This window comes from Halobellus sp. H-GB7 (assembly GCF_030848585.1).
In the GTDB taxonomy this organism is placed as follows: domain Archaea; phylum Halobacteriota; class Halobacteria; order Halobacteriales; family Haloferacaceae; genus Haloquadratum; species Haloquadratum inordinatus.
Genome location: NZ_JAVDDW010000001.1, coordinates 294,427 through 311,194, shown reverse-complemented (window position 1 = coordinate 311,194; position 16,768 = coordinate 294,427). Strand labels below are relative to the sequence as shown.

Here is a 16,768-nt window from a genome sequence, read left to right as displayed (position 1 = left end):
CCTACTGCGCTACTCGGTCGCTTCGCTCCCTGCGTTGCTCCTTGACAGATACGGTTCCGAGAAAAACGCCGGGTGGGGGCAGCGCCTCATAGGGCTTATCGTAAGTCCGCATAGATTTCTCGCCGGACGGTACGGCGAGAATCTCTGAACAGTTACGATAATCCCTATCAGTTCGCGTCGGTGGACGTTTCCGTCGACTTCGTGGTCTCGGCCTCGTCCGTCTCTTCGTCGTCCATCTGACTCAGTTCATCTTCGATCTCTTCACGGCCGCGCTTGAACTCGCCCATCGCCTGCCCCGTGGAGCGGGCGAGTTTGGGGATCTTGTTCGCCCCGAACAGCAGCACCAGTATGAGCAGGACGACGAGCACTTCCGGCCCACCCGGGAGCCCCGGGAACAGTGGGGTAACACTTACGGACATTGCTACCAGCACCTAACCCAGTCGTAATTATAGGCTTTTTGCTCGGCTACCCCCCTAAATTCAGGTAGGAACAGGAAATCACAGGTAGCGACAGCAACATTGAACCGGAATGCCTGCGCACTCCCGGTATGGTTTCAGTCGGCGATACTGCCCCTGACTTCACCGCACCGCTCGCAGACGGCGACATCGGCTCGTTCACCCTCTCAGAAGAACTCTCGGAGGGGCCGCTCGTGCTCGCGTTCTTCCCCGCGTCCTTCACGAGCACCTGTACGACCGAGATGTGTACGTTCCGCGACCAGATGGCCAACTTCGAGGACGTCGGCGCTGCCGTCTACGGCATCAGTATCGACACGCCGTTCACGCTCAACGAGTTCCGCCGGCAGAACGAACTGAACTTCGCGCTCCTCAGCGACACCAACCGCGAGATCATCGACGCCTACGACGTCTCGATGGACTTCGCGGACCTCGGCGTCTACAACGTCGCAAAGCGCGCGGTCTTCGTCGTCGACGAAGACGGGTCAGTCACCTACGCCTGGGTGAGCGACGACCCCGGCGCCGAACCCGACTACGACGAGGTCGCCGCCGCCGCCGAAGAAGCGAGCGCCTGAGAGGAAGTACTCTCACTGTGTACCGCCGAGCGCCACTCCCGGTGGCGGTGGTCGGCGGTAAGAGACGAGAGTAATCAGTATGAGTCGGTCGCGACACCCCAATCTGACACGTTCCCGATCGGCCTACCCGTAGGCTACTTTGCGCTCCCCGGAGAATGTACAGAAGTATGGCTGAGTCTACCGAGAGCGTCGGTCACGAGTACGACCCGGACGCAGACCACAATTTCCCGGACGAACGGCTCAACGCTGTTCTCCCGCAGATCCTCGACGACCCCGAGATTACGACGTATCTGCAGGCCCAGAACGTCAACGCGGTCACGAGAAAAGGGTACAACGATCACGGTCCCAAACACATCGAGATCGTCCGCAACCGCGCGCTCAACCTCTATGACCTCCTGAAGGGCGGCGACGTGGCGTTCAACGGCGCGGCCGACCAGGGCCTCGAGGAGGCCGACGAACCGGTGATCGTCGCGCTGGCGGCGACGCTACACGACATCGGCCACGTCGTCCACCGCGACGAGCACGCGTACTATTCGATTCCGCTCGCCTCCGACGTCCTCGACCGCATCCTCCCGCAGTTCGAGTTCTACGACACCCCTGAGGTAGTCCGGATGAAGGCCGAAGTGCTGCACGCGATTCTGTGCCATCACACCGAAGAAGATCCGCTGACGACCGAAGCGGGCGTCATTCGCGTCGCCGACGCGCTGGATATGGAGCGCGGCCGCTCGCGCATCCCCTACGAGAAGGGTGGCCGGGGGATCAACACCCTCTCCAGCCAGGCGATCGAGAGCGTCTCGCTCCGTCCCGGCGACGGCAAGGCCGTCCTCGTCGAGATCGAGATGGTCAACGCTGCCGGCGTCTATCAGGTCGACAACCTCCTGAAAGCGAAACTCAGGGATTCGGGACTCGCATCGCACATCCGCATCGTCGCGGTCAACACGAAAGCCGACGATCAGCTCGTCGAGCGGATCGAACTGTAAGGCGACCGAATAGCGAGAGCAGCGCAGACGAGGGGCGACGCGCTCAGTCGTCTGCGGGCGTGACTTCTTCGAGGCCGGCGACGGTGAGTTCGCCACCGAGCGTCCGGTTCGGGTACGGGATGTCGATGCCCTCCTCGTCGAAGCGCCGTTTCACGGTCTGGACGTACTCCGCGCGGGTCTTGACGAAGTCAGCACGACTCGGGTCGTCGATCCAGATTCGAGAGGTAAGCGTCACCGAGGAGTCACCGAGTTCCGTCAGCCGCACCGTCGGCGCGGGATCGTCGAGGATGTCGTCGCGGGCGTCGGCTTCCTCGACGATGATCTCGGTCGCTCGCTCGACGTCGTCGTCGTAGCCGATTCCGAAGGGGACCTGGAGGCGGAGTTTGTTTTTCGCGACGGGGTTCTTGATGACGCCGTCGGTCAGCGCCGAGTTCGGCACCGTCAGGAGTTCGTTGTCGAACGTCCGGACGCGCGAGACGCGGAAGCTGATGTCTTCGACGATACCGGAGTTGCCGTCCCATTCGATCCAGTCGCCGATCTTGAACGGCTTGTCGGTGTAGATGAAGATGCCGGCGACGAAGTTCTTCAGGACGTCCTGCATCGCGAACCCGATCGCCAGCGTCGCCGCCGCGGCGATCGTCGCGAGCGACTGCAGGAAGTTGGGGTAGCCCGCCGCCCCGAACGCCGCGGTGATGCCGACGAAACCGACGACGAGGACGAGGAGTCGCCGCAGTGGCGTCTGTGCGTGTGTTTCGAGACCGCGCGAGTCCATCATCCGGTTCGCGAGCGGGAGTACGACGCTGCGCCCGACGAGATAGACGACGGCGAACACGCCGAGGAACGCCAGCGCCTGTCCGAGCAGGCCAGCGACCGTGTCCGGCAGTCCGAATCCAGCGAGGAAGCGACCGATAGAGTCGCTTAGGTCGACGCTCGTCTGGAGCGTCGCCCCGCCGGTCATCGGTAGAGAACTCCCGTGTTACCTCGTGTTTCGATTACCGTGGCATCGGTGCGCTCTGCCAACTCCGCGGCTAACTCCTCGACCGTCGTGCCGCCCTGAGCGGCTCGGAGGAACTTCACTTTGATGAGGTCCCGGTCTGCGAGTTGGTCGGATACTTCCTCGACGACGGGGTCGAGACCGCCCTTTCCGACCCAGACGGTGACATCCAAGTCGTGTGCCTGCTTTCGCAACTCCTGTTCGTCCATACCGACTCGCTACGGCCGCACCCGGTTTGAAACTTAAGACTCACAAACAGTCCAGACGAGAGTAGCCGTTGCAACTGATTGCGCACCCGATCGCACGACAGCGTCTGCTCGGGTGAGTGAAGACGTGCCAATGCTACTGTCGGCACTCACACGGGACGGGCCGCCGAAGCGGACAGACCCTTATAGGAATGATCGTAAGTCCGCATAGATGTCTCGCCGGACGGTACGGCGAGAATCTCCGAACAGTGACGATAGTCCCTATTACTCGTCACCGTACGGATACCGCTTCGTCGCGCCGCATAAGAGACACCGGACGACGACGTGTCCCGACTGAAGCCGAACGCGCGCGGTCGAACCGGGTCGGAGATACGCGTCACACTCGTCGCAGGTGAACCGACGGAACCGGCGCGGGAGGCCCGAGCGGTTCCGCTCGGCGATGCGGCGCGCGAGACGGACGTACTCGCGTGCGCGTTCGACGTCTCCCCCGGCCGTCGCCTCCCGAGCGAGGTCGTGCAACCGTTCGATCCGTTCAGCCGGGATACCCATTACCGACGCGTCGTGACGAGCGGAAAAAGACGTTCCGAGTCGGCCGCGTGGACCCGGACAGCCAGGCGTCGTCTCATATTCTTGTATCCACCGCACAATATTAGTTAGTGGGGTGCGAATAACAAGTATGCGCATCGTATTTGCTACAGACCTCTCGGACGCGAACGAGGCAGCGATCCGCTCACGGACGTGCCTGGACTGCCTGGACAACATCGGCGTCACGGAGGTCCACCTCGTGACGGTCGTCCCCGACAACGTCACGAGCGGGCTACCGGGGATGGGTGCGGCCTCGGACGCCCGACAGGCGCTGCAGGCACAGCGCGACGTATTCGAGTCCGCGGGCTTCGACGTCGAGACGCACGTGGCGCGCGGAACCCCATACCGGCGCATCAACGGCTTCGCCGAGCGACTCAACGCGGATATGGTCGTCATCGGGTCGCGTGGTGAGAGCCCGCTCGAGAACCGCCTCGTCGGGAGCACGACGCGAAACGTCGCCCGGACGTCCGTCCGCCCGCTGCTGGTCGAACGCATCGCCCCGCCGGAGTCCGACAAGGCGGTCGTGAAAGAGCACCTCTTCGAGCACGTCCTCTTTACGACGGACTTCTCGGAGAACGCCCAGAAGGCCTTCGAGTACCTCCCGCACCTGACGGGCGCGACGCAGGAGGTCGACCTGCTCCACGTGCAGCACGGCGACACGGAGATCAGCGACGCCCAAGAAAAGCTCGACGAGCTCGCCGCCGAAGTCGAACGCGAGATGGGTATCGAGGCCGGGACCAACATCCGCAACGGCGACCCCGTCCAGGAGATCCTCGCCGAAGAAGAGCGCGTCGGCGCGACGACGACGCTGCTGGGGACGCGGGGGCAGAGTCGCCTCCGTCGCCTCCTGCTCGGGAGCGTCTCTGAGGCCGTCGTCGCTCGCGGCAACAACAACGTCCTCTTGGTCCCGCCGGCGGCGTCCCAGCGGCGCTAAGCGAGACGTATCCCTCGCGTTCGGTCGCCGTCGACGACACGCGCTCCCGTGACAGTCGCTGTGACACCACGGCACACCACGGCTCCACAGCCGACAGTATAAATGGACCCACCGCAAACGGCCACGCGACGTGGCTCTCCGCGCGCTCAACTACCTCGAACTCGAATCTCGGCTGGCACGAAGCGGTATCGGGACCGCCGCTGACCAACAGCGCGCCGCGCTCGAACGCACCGACGTCGAGGTCGTGACCTCGCCGTGGCGCGGCGGCGACCCCCTCTCGGGGGTCCGATCGCTCGCGGCCGGCAGCGGCTTCTTCGAGGACTTCGACGTCGCCCACTGCAACCTCGTCGGTCCCGGATCACTCGCCGTCGCGCGATACGCCAAACGGAACGACGTACCGCTCATCCTCCACACGCACGTCACGCGCGAGGACTTCGCCGAGTCGTTTCGGGGGTCGACGACGATCGCCCCCGCACTCGGTCGGTATCTGAAGTGGTTCTACTCGCAGGCGGATCTGGTCCTCTGTCCCTCCCAGTACACGAAGCGCGTTCTCGAATCGTACCCAGTCGACGCCCCGATCCGCCCGATGACGAACGGCGTCGACGTCGACGCGCTGGCGGGCTTCGAGACCCTCCGCGAGGAGTACCGCGACCGCTACGACCTCGAGGGGACGGTCGTCTTCCTCGTCGGCAACGTCTTCGAGCGGAAGGGACTGACGACGTTCTGTCGCGTCGCCGAGTCGACGCCGTACGACTTCGCGTGGTTCGGTCCCTACGACACCGGACCGCACGCCTCGAAAGCCGTCCGGCAGTGGACGACGAATCCGCCCGAGAACGTCACGTTCACCGGCTGGATCGACGACATCCGCGGCGCGTACGGCGCCGGCGACGTCTATCTGTTCCCGACGAAGAACGAGAACCAGGGCATCGCCGTCCTCGAAGCGATGGCCTGCGGGAAGGCGGTCGTGCTCCGCGACATCCCGGTCTTCGAGGAGTTCTACACCGACGGGCACGACTGCATCAAATGCGAGACCGAAGCCGAGTTCCGCGAGGCCGTCGAGCGCCTCGCCGAGGACGAACAGCTCCGGCGGCGACTCGGCGAGAACGCCCGCGGGACGGCGATGGAACACAGCCTCGACCGCGTTGGCGACCGGCTCGCCGCGACGTATCGCGAGGTCCGCGATGCGAAACGCGCGGGGCGACCGATCGACCTCGACGACGAGTAACGGGTACTGCCCGTGTCCGATTCGCAACTGATTAAGCCCGCGTCCGTGAATCGCCGCCGATGCATCCCGTTTCGGTCGCCGCCTTCACCGACACCTACCTCCCGACGGTGAACGGCGTCTCCTACACGATCCAGACGTGGCGCGATCGCTGGCGGGACCGCGGCGGGACGATGAACGTCGTCTACCCCGGAAGCGACGAGTACGACCCCGACGACGGCGAATACCCGGTCGGGAGCCTCCCGTTTCCGATGTACGAGGGCTTCCGGTTGGGGACGCCACGGATCCCCACGGCCGCCGCGGACGTCGACGTCGTACACGCACATACACCCTTCGCGGTCGGTCTCGGCGGCGTCCGACTCGCCCGCCGCGAGGACCTTCCGCTCGTTACCTCGTACCATACGCCGACCGCGGAGTACGCGGACTATCTCACCTCTCGACCGCGCGTCGAGCGCGGCATCGAACGCATCGCCGAGCGCTACGAGCGGTGGTTCCTCTCCCGTTCGGACGCGATCGTCTGCCCCAGCGAGGACGCCAAAGAGCGTGCGGTCGGGAACGTCCCAGTCGACACGCCGGCAGTCGTACTCTCGAACGGCGTCGACGTCGAGTTCTTCTCGCCGACCGACCCCGAGTCGTTCCGCGCGCGCTACGACCTCCCGTCCGGTCCGCTCGTCGGCTACACCGGCCGTCACGGCTACGAGAAGAACCTCTCTGAGTTCCTGCGCGCCGCCGCCGGCGTGGACGCGACGGTCGTTCTCGGCGGCGACGGACCGGCACGCGACGATCTGGAAGCGCTGGCCGACGACCTCGGTCTCGACGCGCACTTTCTGGGCTTTCTCCCGCGCGAGGAACTTCCCGCGTTCTACTCCGCGCTCGACGCGTTCGTCTTCCCGAGCCCCGTGGAGACCCAGGGGCTCGTCGCGCTGGAGGCGAACGCCTGCGGGACGCCCGTCGTCGCTGTCGACGCCGGCGCGCTCTCGAACACCGTCGAAGACGGCGTCACGGGCTATCACTACGCACACGGCGACGTCGACGGCTGTCGCGACACGATCCGGCGCGTGCTCGACGAGCGCGCGACGCTCGCGGAGTCCTGTCTCGCACAGCGCGAGGAACTGAGCGTCGAGCACGCGGTCGATAAACTGGCGTCGCTCTACGAGCGCGTCATCGAGAAAAAACGGACGTAACGGGCGTCGCAGCCACCGATCGCAGCAGAGGCCTTCAGTCGTCGAGGTCTTCGACGGCCTGTGCGATCCGCTGGAGCTGTCGGGTCGCATCGCGGACTTCGTCGCGGAGCTGACGGACCTCGCGGACGAGTTCCTCGTTGCCAGCGGACTCTTCCTCGCGGCCGCCCATCCCGCCGGGGCCGCCGCCCATTCCACCGGGGCCGCCACCCATACCGCCGGGACCGCCACCGCCCATCATCCCGCTCATCATTTGTGCGAAGGGGTTGCCACCGGCGCCACCGGGACCGCCGCCGCCCATCATCTCTTCGGGCTCGGGGCGGTCGCCTTCCTCTCGCTCCTCGGCTCGTCGCTCGCGAATCTCCTCGACGCGCTCGCGGAAGGATTTCTCCTCGGAGTCAGCGTCGGCGTCCGGCGATTCGTCTGCGTCGTTCTCAGCGGCGTGATCGTCTGATTCGTCCGACATACCTGCGCGTACACCCTCGGCCCGCAAATGACTGTTGGTCGGAACCGAAGACGCGAAACCGGGGTCGGTTCAGTATCCGGCTCAGGGCGACGTCTCGATCCGATAGAATGCCTGCGGCGGTAGAACGTCCGGTTCGAGATCGCTCGAAAGCGGTCGACCGATTACGCCAGCGCCGAGTCTTCCTCTTCGCCGTTCGGCTTCGACATCTGCTCGATGACGTCGTGGAGCGTCACGTCGTTGATGAGGATGACGTCGCCGACTGCGCGGACCCATCGATACGGGAGGATGACGCCTTTCTGTCCGCCGACGACGCCGGCGAATAGTTCGTCGTTCAGTTGAGTGAGCGCGAGTCCGGTGACGGCCTGCCGCTCGGTGAGGTCGATTCGGACGTCCGCGACTTCGCCGACGAAGACGCCTTCGTTCGAGTACACCTCGCGGCCGACGAGCGTCGTGATCTTCTCGGGTGTCTCGTCCATATGCCGCTGATCGGGAGCGTTCGTCTTAATTGTTCGCAGCGAGCGTCGCTCGGAGCCCTCGAGACGACGGGAGCCGGCAGACGAGCGTCAGACGCCCGGTCCGCGGAACACCCATTTGCGGTGGCCCTGGTACGTCACCCGTCCTCGAACTCGTCGTCGGTCACGCGGACGACGACCGTCTCCGAGACCGGCCGGAGGTCGTAGGACGGGAGGGTGCCGTCCGGTCGGCGGGTGACGTACATCGGTTCGACGAGACGGCCGTCCTCAACGCCGTAGATGGCCACCCGCTCGCCGGTGTCTTCGGGCCGGACGTCGCCGTCGCGGACCGCCGCCGCCAGCGACCGACTCAGCCACTCGTCGCTCGAAACACTCGGCTCACGGACGACCGCGAGGTCGACGAACCGGACGAGATACCAGTTCAGGTCGTTGCACAGCGACACCGCGGCGCCGAGGCTCACCGTATCGACGGCCAGCGAGTTCTCGAAGGGGGCGTAGCGCTCGTACGTCGAGAGCGCCTCGCGAGCCGTCTCCCGGGAGAGCAGTTCGTACTGGACGTCGACGTCCGGCGAGCCGACGAAGCAGACCCGCGTCACGGCTGTCGTGGGCGGCGACCGCCGGATCGCTTGCGGGCCGGTGCGAAGACGGAGTGCGACGACGTGTGGATCATTGGATCGGGGCCGCGCGACGGCGCGGCGTACTGTCCGGCGGTTTCGAATGTGGTCATAAATCGGTTCCGGTGCGAGGCGTCACAGGACGGAGTGATAGGGGCTATCGTAAGTCCGCATATAGTAGCGTTTGCAAGTCTTCACGCATCTAATCGCACGCAGTCGTGCGATTGGCTGTGTAATCAGTTGCAAACGCTACTATAGATGTCTCGCCGGACAGTACGGCGAGAATCTCCGAACAGTGACGATAATCCCTATGAAAGCGAGAAGCCGAAAAGAGCGTCGGGAGGTGGGAGGACGTGCCGTCAGCAGTAGCGCAGAGGAGTGCCGTCAGCAGTCGTGCGGCGCGTTCACAGCGCGAACGACGCCGAGGTTCACCGACTCTCGACGTCGTCGAGCCACGAGGTCGCACACGACTCGTCACAGAACGAGAGCAGTCGGCGCTCACGCGTCAGTTTCGAGCCAGCGGCGGCCGCCCGCTCGCGGTCGAGTTCGACCTGGTAGTGCGGACCGCAGAGTTCGACTGGCTCACCGCAGGTCGGGCACGCTTCGGTGGTGGTGTCCCACTCGCTACGCGGGACCACCTGCCGCACGTTCCACTCGGGATCGGCGGACGACGGGGAGGGACGACACGTCTTTGACATCGACCGTACGTACGGTCTGGAAGTATGTAAATGCATTTTAACCCGGTCTTTCACACGGAAATCTTACTGTGCGTAACTTTCACGCACAAACCGATATACGTTCGCACAATTCCGGGTGTCGCGCGTTCACAGGGGGACGATCTCCGCGTTCCGCCCCGCCTCGCGTGCGATGTCGAGAAGCCCGTCGGGTTCGGCGGCGACGACGTCCGAGCGCGTCGCGTTCGTCTCCGGATGAGAGGGAGCGATCCGGTCACAGCCGACCGGGAGCGTCGCGTCCGTGTACGTCCCGAGATCCTGCGCTTCGGCCACGATGTCCGGCTTGTCGACGGTGAGCAGCGGTCTGTGGACTGGGATCGAAACCGCCGCGTCCGTCGCTGCGAGATTCGCCCCGGTCTGACTGGATTTCTGCCCCAGCGCCTCGCCCGTCGCGATGCTGTGGGCGTCGTCGCGTTCGGCGACGGCCTCCGCGGCGGCGAGCATCGCACGCCGGAGCGACAGCATCCGAGTGTTGTCAGTGGTCTCGACGACGCGCTCGACGAACGGGCCGCCGTCGACGATCCGCGGACGGGTGTCGGCGCGCGGGGCGCGTGCGGCGAGCCTCTCGATCACTTCGAGCGCCCGCGCGCGGTGGTCGGAACCTCCGTAGTCACCGAGGTCGACGTAGACGGGGATCGCGACGACGCCGCGACGGAGGAGCCGCCACATCGCCACCGGCGAGTCGAGACCGCCGCTGACGAGGACGACGGCGCGACCCTGGGTGCCGACCGGGAGGCCGCCGGGGCCGTCGAACCGTCGCGCCGAGACGAACGCCTCGGTCTCGCGCGCTTCGATCCGGTAAGTCCGGTCGGGATCGTCGAGGTCGACGGGGCTACCCGTTTCCTCGCCGACGACGCGTCCGGCTTCGATCTTGAGATCACGGGTCGAGAACTCGTGGGCGTCCGCTGGCCCGATTCGGTCGCCGTCGACCGCGTACGACTCCGCGGCCGTCTGTGAACTGGCCGCAGCGAGCCGTCGGGTGGCGTCGCGGATCAGGTCGAGTCGGGGAGTGACGGCGACGGCAGGGCGGGCGAACGCGACGCCGGGCAGGGTCGCAGCGACACGTGCGGCCGCCGTCGGCTGGTCGGTGCGGACGACGACGCGCGACCACGGACGTTCGACCGTCGCGTCAATTTCCGCTGCGGCGAACGCGGCCGCGAGGTCGGCGGCGACCCGCTCGGCCATCTTTGCGCGGACCGCGCTGCTCTTCGCGCCGAAGTCGCCGTGACCGACTAGCACGGCGTTGGTCGGGTCAGTCGCGTCCGTGGGGTTCGTTCCGCTCACACAGTATATTTTGCGTCAGCGGGTTTCAGAACGTCGAAACGCGTCGGTCGGAACTGTGGAAGTCCTCAGAACGTCGACAGCTCGCCGTCGATCACGCGCCGGGTGACGTCGGTGACGTTCGCCAGTCGGTCGTCGATGAGGTCGCGGATCTCCGGCTCGATCTCGTCGAGTTCGACGCCCTCCTCGGTGACGATCTTCGCGTCGGCGACGTGGGGCTGGTCGATCGGGCGACCGATCTGTGAGAGGAGTCGGACCTGGAGGTCGCGGATGCCGTGGACGTCGTCGACGACGGTCTCGGCGATGTCCGTCGAGAGGAGGTTGTAGATCTTTCCGATGTGGTTGACGGGGTTCTTCCCGGAGGTCGCCTCCATACTCATCGGGCGGTTGGGCGTGATGAGGCCGTTGGCACGGTTGCCGCGGCCGACCGAGCCGTCGTCGCCCATCTCCGCGCTGGTGCCGGTGACGGTGAGGTAGATCGATCCCTCGGCGTAGTCGTCGGCGGTGTTGACGTCGACGTGGACCTCGCGGTCGGTTAGCCCGCGAGCGACCCCGCCGACGAACTCCCGGACGCGCTCGACGGCGTCGTCGTAGTCGTCGAGATCCTCGACGTGGGCGTCGACCATCGCCGCGGCGACGGTGATGTCGATGTGATCGCCCTCGCGCTTTCCCATCACCTTCACGTCGGGGCCGAGTTCGGGATGCTCGTCGGCGTACGCGCCGTTGAGTTCCCGCTCGACGGTCAGGACGATCTCCTCGGTTTCGGTGAGCGGCGCGTGGCCGACGCCGAAGGAGGTGTCGTTCGACATCGGAACTTCCGCGCCGTCCTCACCGAAGACGTCCTGAAGGTCGCCGGAGCCCTCGCCGAGTCGAGTGTCGATGACGACGTCGGTGCCGACTTCCAGTTCGGGGATGTTCTCGTTCAGGTAGTCGCGGGCCGCGGCGATCGCCGCCGCGTCGACCGGGAGCCGCTGGCCGTCGTACGTCTTGGTCGCGCGGCCGACGATGAGAACGTAGATGGGTTCGACGATTTCGCCGCCGCCGTACTGGGGGGCGGACTCGCCGGCGACGAGCTGTGTCTCGTCGGTGTTGTAGTGGAGGACTTTGCCAACACGGTCCAGATAGAGTTGCGAGAGCGCACGGGAGACGCTCTCTGCAATGCCGTCGCAGATCGAATCCGGGTGGCCGATACCCTTCCGCTCGACGATTTCGACCTCCTGGTCCTCGACTGCAGTTCGGTCTGCAGCCTCGATAGCGATGTTCCGTTCGGTCATTACCCCTGGCTACTTCCCGGGCGGTTCTATAACTTGCGGAAAAGATCCGTCGGAATAATATTACTGCCGGATATTTACTCGGCGTCGGCTTCGAGTAGCATACCGAGATAGGAGGTCCGGATCTGATCCGTCGGGTCGAGACCTAACGTCCGAAGGACGTCGAAGGCGCCCTCTCGGACGCTCGCGACGTCGTCGCTCGCTTCCGCTTCGGCTTCGACTTCGACGAACTCGCCGAGGCCGGCGACCTGATCGAGCGTGACGGTGTAGTCGTCGAGTTCGTAGAAGGTCCGGTGCTTTTCGACGACTGCTGCTGGCTCGAACCCGAGACCGTCGAAGATCGCTTCGGCGGTGTCGCCGTCGTCGACGCCGGTCTCGTGCTCCTCGCGAGTCTTCGAGTCGGCGTCGACGAGCGGACCTTTGTAAGTCAGTTTGGTCGTCGCTACCCCCTGGTCCGCCCGCGCGGGGTCATCGTCCGAGCGTCTGTCCAGTTCGCCCTCGACGTCAGACTCCCGCGTCTCGCGGCGGAGACGGAGCGCCTCGTCCGTCTCGGCAAAGTCGCGATGCGGCGCTTCGTAGTAGGTGTCGACCTGCGTGACTCGCTCGACGAACACTGCGTCCGCCTCGGCGAGCGCCGGGCGGATAGCGTCGTGTGAGGCGCGCAGTTTGACCTCGACCTCGAACATACCAGTCGGTCGGTCTCACCGGAGAAAAGCGGTCGGAATCGACCGTACGTAGTACCGGGAGACCGACAGTAAACATAGTTATTTATCATTATAAAAATCCTACGTTTGGACGGGACCATACTATGAGCAGTGAAACCGCAGAGCGTCCCGTTGACGCGGTAGACGAGGATGTAGACGGTATCGAATCGTTCGGGATTCTGATCACCGCTCGCGTCGTCCTCGGTTCGATGGCAGGTGGACTGTTAGGAACGGTGGCGATGCTCCCCGTTCTCGTCGGTATTCCGGAGCTTCTAGGGCTGTTCCGAACCGCACCAGTGACGCAATTCGCTGGACTGGCTTCGTTTTTCGGACTCGAACCGACGATCTACCTCGGCATCGTGCTGTTCGCCTTCGGCGGCACGGTCGCGCTCCCGCTGACGTTCCTCGTCGTCGGAGCGTTCCTTCCGCCGGAGTCGCCGCGCTACCTTCGCGGTGCGACGTTCGCGACGGCGTTCTGGTTCGGATTCGTGCCGGCCTTCTGGCCCGACGTGGGGCTCTTGACGTCGTCGTCTTTCCTCGTCTTCTCGCTCCTCGGACACTGGATATACGGCCTCACCCTCGGCTACGTCCTGAGCCATGTGGTCGGTATCCCACAGCACGACGTGTGAGTTCGCCCACACTCATCCATCTCTCTACACTGTTTGTTCACGGCGAAGCATCCAGCGCGGTGTCTCGAGTCTGTCGATCTGCGACAGGAGCGCCCGAGAGGCGTCATCGCCGTCGCTGACGCCAGCATCCGCGTAGCGTCCCACGTTTCTCCCGGCAAACGGCCGCTGCGTCGGTATTCCCTGCCCAAGTCGAAACGTGATTCTTAAGGGTCGCACGGGAGATGGTCAGCGTATGAGTGACGAACAGCAGGCGGACGCCGCCGAATCGCAGGCAGACGCCGAGGACGACGTCGCCGAGGACGCTATCCAGGACGGCGACTTCGTCCGTCTCGCCTACACGCTCCGGACGACAGACGACGGTCGCGTCGTCGACACGACCGACCAAGAAACGGCCGAAGAAGCCGAAATCGACACCGACGAGTACGAGTTCGAGCCGCGCGTGATCGTCGTCGGCGCCGGACACGTCTTCGAAAGCGTCGACGAGGCGCTCATCGGCGCGGAGGTCGGTGACACCGGCACCGTCGACATCGCCGCCGCCGAGGCCTTCGGCGAGTACGACGACGACGAGGTCCGAACGGTCAGCGCCAACAAGATCGACGAAGAGAGCCGCTACCCCGGCGCACAGGTCCAGATCGACGGCGAGCAGGGCCAGATCGTGACCATCGTCAGTGGCCGCGCTCGCGTCGACTTCAACCACCCGCTCGCGGGCGAGGACCTCGAGTACGACTACGAGGTCCTCGACGTCGTCGACGACCGCGAGGAACAGGCCGCCAGTATGCTGGAGATGTACCTCCAGGAGGCTCCCGAGGTCTGGATCGAGACCGACACCGTCGAAGAAGAGCAGGTCGTCGAGTCCGACGAGGACGACGAAGACGCCGACCCCGAGACGGAGACCGTCGAAGTCGAGAAGGAGACGCTGTACATCGAAGCCACGCCGCAGATGACGATGAATCAGCAGTGGCTCTTCTCGAAGCAGCAGATCGCACAGGACGTGATGGACCGACTCGATCTCGACCGCGTCATCGTCCAGGAGACCATCGACGGGATGGGCGGAATGATGGGCGGTCTCGGCGGAATGATGGGCGGCGCAGGCGGCGCGGCCCCCGAAGACATCGAGGAAGCTATCGAGGACGTCGACGTCGACGCCGACGAACTCGCCGACGAACTCGACGCCGACCTCGAAGAGTAACGCACCCGAAAGCCGGTTTCGCGACTCGAAGATCGATCGGGTGGTCGACCCCACACGACCCCCGCTAGGTGATGCACACCGATGCCAGACGAATCTACGAGCACTGAACTCTCGAACGCCGGACTCGCTACCGACGATCTGCGGGTCGCGGTCGTCGCCGCGGCCTGTACGATCGGACTGACGCTCGGGCTCAGGTACGGCCTCGGCCGCGAGATCGCGTTCGTCTGGCGGCTGCTTCCCCTCGGTCCGTACTTCCTCTCGCTGTTCACGAAGCGGCTGCAGCTCGGCGGTCTCGACACCGCGCGGAACTGGTCGCTCCTGACGGTCGCAGTCACGCTCGGCGCGTTCGTCTACTTCGGCGTCGTCTGATAGTGATTACTCTCACTGTTGACCGCCGAGCGCCACTCCCGGTGGCGATGGTCGGCGGTAAGAGACGAGAGTAATCATTATGAGGCGCCCGCACGCTCGCGTCGATCGATGAGAACGAGCAGTCGAAAATACCGCCCAGCGACGGGGTCGGCCTATGCGATGTCGCGGCTCGTGTCGACGGTGACGCGCTCGCCCAAGCGGAGTTTGATCGTCTCCTCGGGCGGGTGTCCGCCGCGGAACTTCGGAACGGCGAGTCGGTTCTCGATCTCGGAGCCGTCGATCTTCGTGCGGAGGTCGAACACGACGTCGGACATATGCTTCGTGTAGCTCCGGTTCCGGGGTTCGGTCTCCTGTTTCATCCCGTGGACGATCGCCAGCCCGCCGGTGTTGACCATATGCGTCTGGAGTTCGTTCAGGAACTGGCGGTACCGCGCCGGCTCGGTCTCCTCTAACGCGTCGACGACGTCGATGACGAGGTTCGCGCCCTCGGGGAGGTCGCGAACGAAGCGGTTCGCCGTGTCCAGCGGTGCATTACCGCCGACGTCTCTGACCGTCGGGTCCCCGACGTGTCCGGGCGCGCGGTCGATCGCGTCGCGGATCGCCTGATCCGAGCGGATCGTCGTGAGATACAGCGTCGCCCGTACTGCCGTTAGTTCGTAGAGAAACAGCTCCGACTGGCTGGCGGGGTCCGCGGCGAGAAGCACGATGCTCCCCGGCGGGATCCCGCCGTCGAGTTGGCGATCGAGGACGCTGACGCCAGTCGAGAGTCTCCCTGCCACGACGGGGCGTTCGCGGGCGAGCGGTTTAGCTTTTTGGTCGGTCGCAGACTGCCTGTGCGAGGTCGTCGTACGCTCGTCTGACGGGGGGCGCAGCGAGCGGGTCGGCCGCAGGCGGGACCGTCGCGAGAACCGGACAGCCGAGCAAGTCGTCGACGCCGGGCGGCGCGAGCCGTGCCCGCGTGAGGACGCCACCGACGACCGGCGTGCCGACCGCGCGCGCCATCGCAGCCGTCTTTGCCGCGTCACGGAGCGCGGCGACGCAGGGCGTCGCGACGAGGAGGACGGCGTCGGCGACGCGCAGCGGGACGGTCGCATCCGGACCAGCACCGGCCGGACAGTCGACGAGGACGGTGGCGTCGTCGTCGCTATCGACGAGCCGTCGCAGCCGTCCGCCGACGCCGTCGGGTGCGTCCTGCGGAGCAGGTAGAATCCGAGTTTCAGAACTGGGCGACGCCGGATCCGGATGGCCGAAGCCACCGGGCGAAGGGTCGCGCGGGACGCCCGCGAGCGCGTGGAGGTTCGGCAGGTCGCAGTCGGCATCCACAGCGAGCGTCGGCCCGTCGACCGCCCGCGCAAGTCCCAGCGTGGTCGTCGTCTTGCCGCTGCCTCCCTTCCCGCCGGCGATAGCGAGCATACCGTCGCTGGTCCCGTCTCGGTACTTGAACGCTCGGACCCAGGTGAAGACGGACCGAAAACAGCCGACTCGCCGAGTTAGTCGTGACAGCAGCCGCCGGCTTCGCCGCCGAAGTCGATCGCCAATGGGTCGGAGATCGCCTCGTTGATCGACTGCAGGCGCTCCTGGAGTTCCTCTTGGGCTTCCAGATAGGCGGCCATCTTCGGCATCGAGTGAAGCTCTTGCTGGGCGGACTGGACCTTCTGGAGTGCCGCTTCGCTCGCGTCCCCAGTCTGACGGGCCTGCATATACTGCTCGCGGAGTTCCTGGAACGTCGCGATCTGCTCTTGGACGTCGTCGTCGTTCTCGACGGCCGCTTTCGTTTTCTCGAACGCCTCGTACTCGGGCGTCCCCGCGATGGCCTCGCCGAGGTCGCTGCCGAGTTCTTCGAGTCGGTCTGTCTGGACGCTCATCGACGTACGTTCGGACGCGATGTGTTTCAAGGTGCCGGACCCAG

General features: G+C 65.3%; 22 protein-coding genes. 8 read left to right on the top strand and 14 right to left on the bottom strand.

The window, feature by feature from the left end:
• Positions 1-167: 167 nt before the first annotated feature.
• A complete protein-coding gene (locus RBH22_RS01710) occupies positions 168-419 on the bottom strand; it encodes a twin-arginine translocase TatA/TatE family subunit (RefSeq protein ID WP_306676350.1) in 252 nt (83 codons plus the stop codon).
• Positions 420-547: 128 nt separating this feature from the next.
• Between RBH22_RS01710 and RBH22_RS01705 the strand changes: the two genes are divergently transcribed.
• Together RBH22_RS01705 and RBH22_RS01700 are read left to right on the top strand one after the other, a co-directional pair.
• Positions 548-1,027, top strand: coding sequence for a redoxin domain-containing protein (locus tag RBH22_RS01705; RefSeq protein ID WP_121568028.1), 480 nt, complete (start codon positions 548-550; stop codon positions 1,025-1,027).
• A 167-nt stretch (positions 1,028-1,194) separates the two neighbouring features.
• Positions 1,195-2,007 (top strand): HD domain-containing protein, encoded by an 813-nt coding sequence (locus RBH22_RS01700; RefSeq protein ID WP_256546571.1) that lies wholly within the window; start codon positions 1,195-1,197, stop codon positions 2,005-2,007.
• 43 nt (positions 2,008-2,050) lie between these two features.
• Here RBH22_RS01700 and RBH22_RS01695 read toward each other — a convergent pair whose 3' ends face one another.
• The 3 genes from RBH22_RS01695 to RBH22_RS01685 all read right to left on the bottom strand — a co-directional run bounded on the left by RBH22_RS01695 (position 2,051) and on the right by RBH22_RS01685 (position 3,756).
• On the bottom strand, positions 2,051-2,965 hold the full coding sequence (locus tag RBH22_RS01695; RefSeq protein ID WP_306676349.1) for a mechanosensitive ion channel family protein: 915 nt from the start codon (positions 2,963-2,965) through the stop codon (positions 2,051-2,053).
• The gene (locus tag RBH22_RS01690; protein WP_115821811.1) at positions 2,962-3,210 is read right to left on the bottom strand and encodes a YhbY family RNA-binding protein; all 249 of its coding nucleotides are present in this window, start codon (positions 3,208-3,210) and stop codon (positions 2,962-2,964) included. Before RBH22_RS01690 ends, RBH22_RS01695 begins: the two co-directional genes overlap by 4 nt.
• A 261-nt stretch (positions 3,211-3,471) precedes the next feature.
• Positions 3,472-3,756 (bottom strand): ribonuclease P protein component 4, encoded by a 285-nt coding sequence (locus tag RBH22_RS01685; protein ID WP_256287979.1) that lies wholly within the window; start codon positions 3,754-3,756, stop codon positions 3,472-3,474.
• Between the two features lie 127 nt (positions 3,757-3,883).
• Here RBH22_RS01685 and RBH22_RS01680 point away from each other — a divergent pair, with 127 nt between their 5' ends.
• The 3 genes from RBH22_RS01680 (at position 3,884) to RBH22_RS01670 (ending at position 7,132) form a co-directional block, all read left to right on the top strand.
• A complete protein-coding gene (locus tag RBH22_RS01680; RefSeq protein WP_256546569.1) occupies positions 3,884-4,726 on the top strand; it encodes a universal stress protein in 843 nt (280 codons plus the stop codon).
• 130 nt (positions 4,727-4,856) lie between these two features.
• A complete protein-coding gene (locus RBH22_RS01675; protein WP_306676348.1) occupies positions 4,857-5,951 on the top strand; it encodes a glycosyltransferase family 4 protein in 1,095 nt (364 codons plus the stop codon).
• Positions 5,952-6,010: 59 nt separating this feature from the next.
• Positions 6,011-7,132, top strand: a complete 1,122-nt coding sequence (locus tag RBH22_RS01670; protein ID WP_256287976.1) for a glycosyltransferase — start codon at positions 6,011-6,013, stop codon at positions 7,130-7,132.
• Positions 7,133-7,166: 34 nt separating this feature from the next.
• Here RBH22_RS01670 and RBH22_RS01665 read toward each other — a convergent pair whose 3' ends face one another.
• The 7 genes from RBH22_RS01665 to cyaB all read right to left on the bottom strand — a co-directional run bounded on the left by RBH22_RS01665 (position 7,167) and on the right by cyaB (position 12,654).
• Complete coding sequence (locus RBH22_RS01665; RefSeq protein ID WP_121568021.1) at positions 7,167-7,595, bottom strand: hypothetical protein; 429 nt, start codon at positions 7,593-7,595, stop codon at positions 7,167-7,169.
• 161 nt (positions 7,596-7,756) lie between these two features.
• Positions 7,757-8,071, bottom strand: coding sequence for a PRC-barrel domain-containing protein (locus RBH22_RS01660; RefSeq protein ID WP_121568020.1), 315 nt, complete (start codon positions 8,069-8,071; stop codon positions 7,757-7,759).
• A 134-nt stretch (positions 8,072-8,205) separates the two neighbouring features.
• The gene (locus RBH22_RS01655; RefSeq protein ID WP_256287974.1) at positions 8,206-8,664 is read right to left on the bottom strand and encodes a DUF5804 family protein; all 459 of its coding nucleotides are present in this window, start codon (positions 8,662-8,664) and stop codon (positions 8,206-8,208) included.
• Positions 8,665-9,110: 446 nt separating this feature from the next.
• Positions 9,111-9,380 carry a hypothetical protein gene (locus RBH22_RS01650; RefSeq protein ID WP_256287973.1) on the bottom strand — a complete coding sequence of 90 codons (270 nt, stop codon included), beginning with the start codon at positions 9,378-9,380 and terminating at the stop codon, positions 9,111-9,113.
• A 126-nt stretch (positions 9,381-9,506) separates the two neighbouring features.
• Positions 9,507-10,700 (bottom strand): THUMP domain-containing protein, encoded by a 1,194-nt coding sequence (locus tag RBH22_RS01645; protein ID WP_306676347.1) that lies wholly within the window; start codon positions 10,698-10,700, stop codon positions 9,507-9,509.
• A 65-nt stretch (positions 10,701-10,765) separates the two neighbouring features.
• Entirely contained in the window at positions 10,766-11,971 is a 1,206-nt protein-coding gene (locus tag RBH22_RS01640) for a methionine adenosyltransferase (protein WP_256287971.1), read from the bottom strand.
• 74 nt (positions 11,972-12,045) lie between these two features.
• Entirely contained in the window at positions 12,046-12,654 is a 609-nt protein-coding gene (gene cyaB / locus RBH22_RS01635; RefSeq protein WP_306676346.1) for a class IV adenylate cyclase, read from the bottom strand.
• Between the two features lie 122 nt (positions 12,655-12,776).
• Between cyaB and RBH22_RS01630 the strand changes: the two genes are divergently transcribed.
• The 3 genes from RBH22_RS01630 (at position 12,777) to RBH22_RS01620 (ending at position 14,859) form a co-directional block, all read left to right on the top strand.
• The gene (locus tag RBH22_RS01630; protein WP_306676344.1) at positions 12,777-13,301 is read left to right on the top strand and encodes a DUF6789 family protein; all 525 of its coding nucleotides are present in this window, start codon (positions 12,777-12,779) and stop codon (positions 13,299-13,301) included.
• 232 nt (positions 13,302-13,533) lie between these two features.
• On the top strand, positions 13,534-14,490 hold the full coding sequence (locus RBH22_RS01625; protein WP_256287968.1) for a peptidylprolyl isomerase: 957 nt from the start codon (positions 13,534-13,536) through the stop codon (positions 14,488-14,490).
• Between the two features lie 81 nt (positions 14,491-14,571).
• Positions 14,572-14,859: a hypothetical protein gene (locus RBH22_RS01620; RefSeq protein WP_256287967.1), complete on the top strand. Its 288-nt coding sequence runs from the start codon at positions 14,572-14,574 to the stop codon at positions 14,857-14,859.
• Positions 14,860-15,011: 152 nt separating this feature from the next.
• Here RBH22_RS01620 and RBH22_RS01615 read toward each other — a convergent pair whose 3' ends face one another.
• From RBH22_RS01615 to RBH22_RS01605, 3 genes are all read right to left on the bottom strand, one after another.
• Positions 15,012-15,638: a transcriptional regulator gene (locus RBH22_RS01615; protein WP_256287966.1), complete on the bottom strand. Its 627-nt coding sequence runs from the start codon at positions 15,636-15,638 to the stop codon at positions 15,012-15,014.
• 25 nt (positions 15,639-15,663) lie between these two features.
• Entirely contained in the window at positions 15,664-16,272 is a 609-nt protein-coding gene (locus RBH22_RS01610) for a CDP-4-keto-6-deoxy-D-glucose-3-dehydrase (RefSeq protein WP_256546555.1), read from the bottom strand.
• A 77-nt stretch (positions 16,273-16,349) separates the two neighbouring features.
• On the bottom strand, positions 16,350-16,724 hold the full coding sequence (locus tag RBH22_RS01605; RefSeq protein ID WP_306676343.1) for a YlbF family regulator: 375 nt from the start codon (positions 16,722-16,724) through the stop codon (positions 16,350-16,352).
• Between the last annotated feature and the right edge of the window lie 44 nt (positions 16,725-16,768).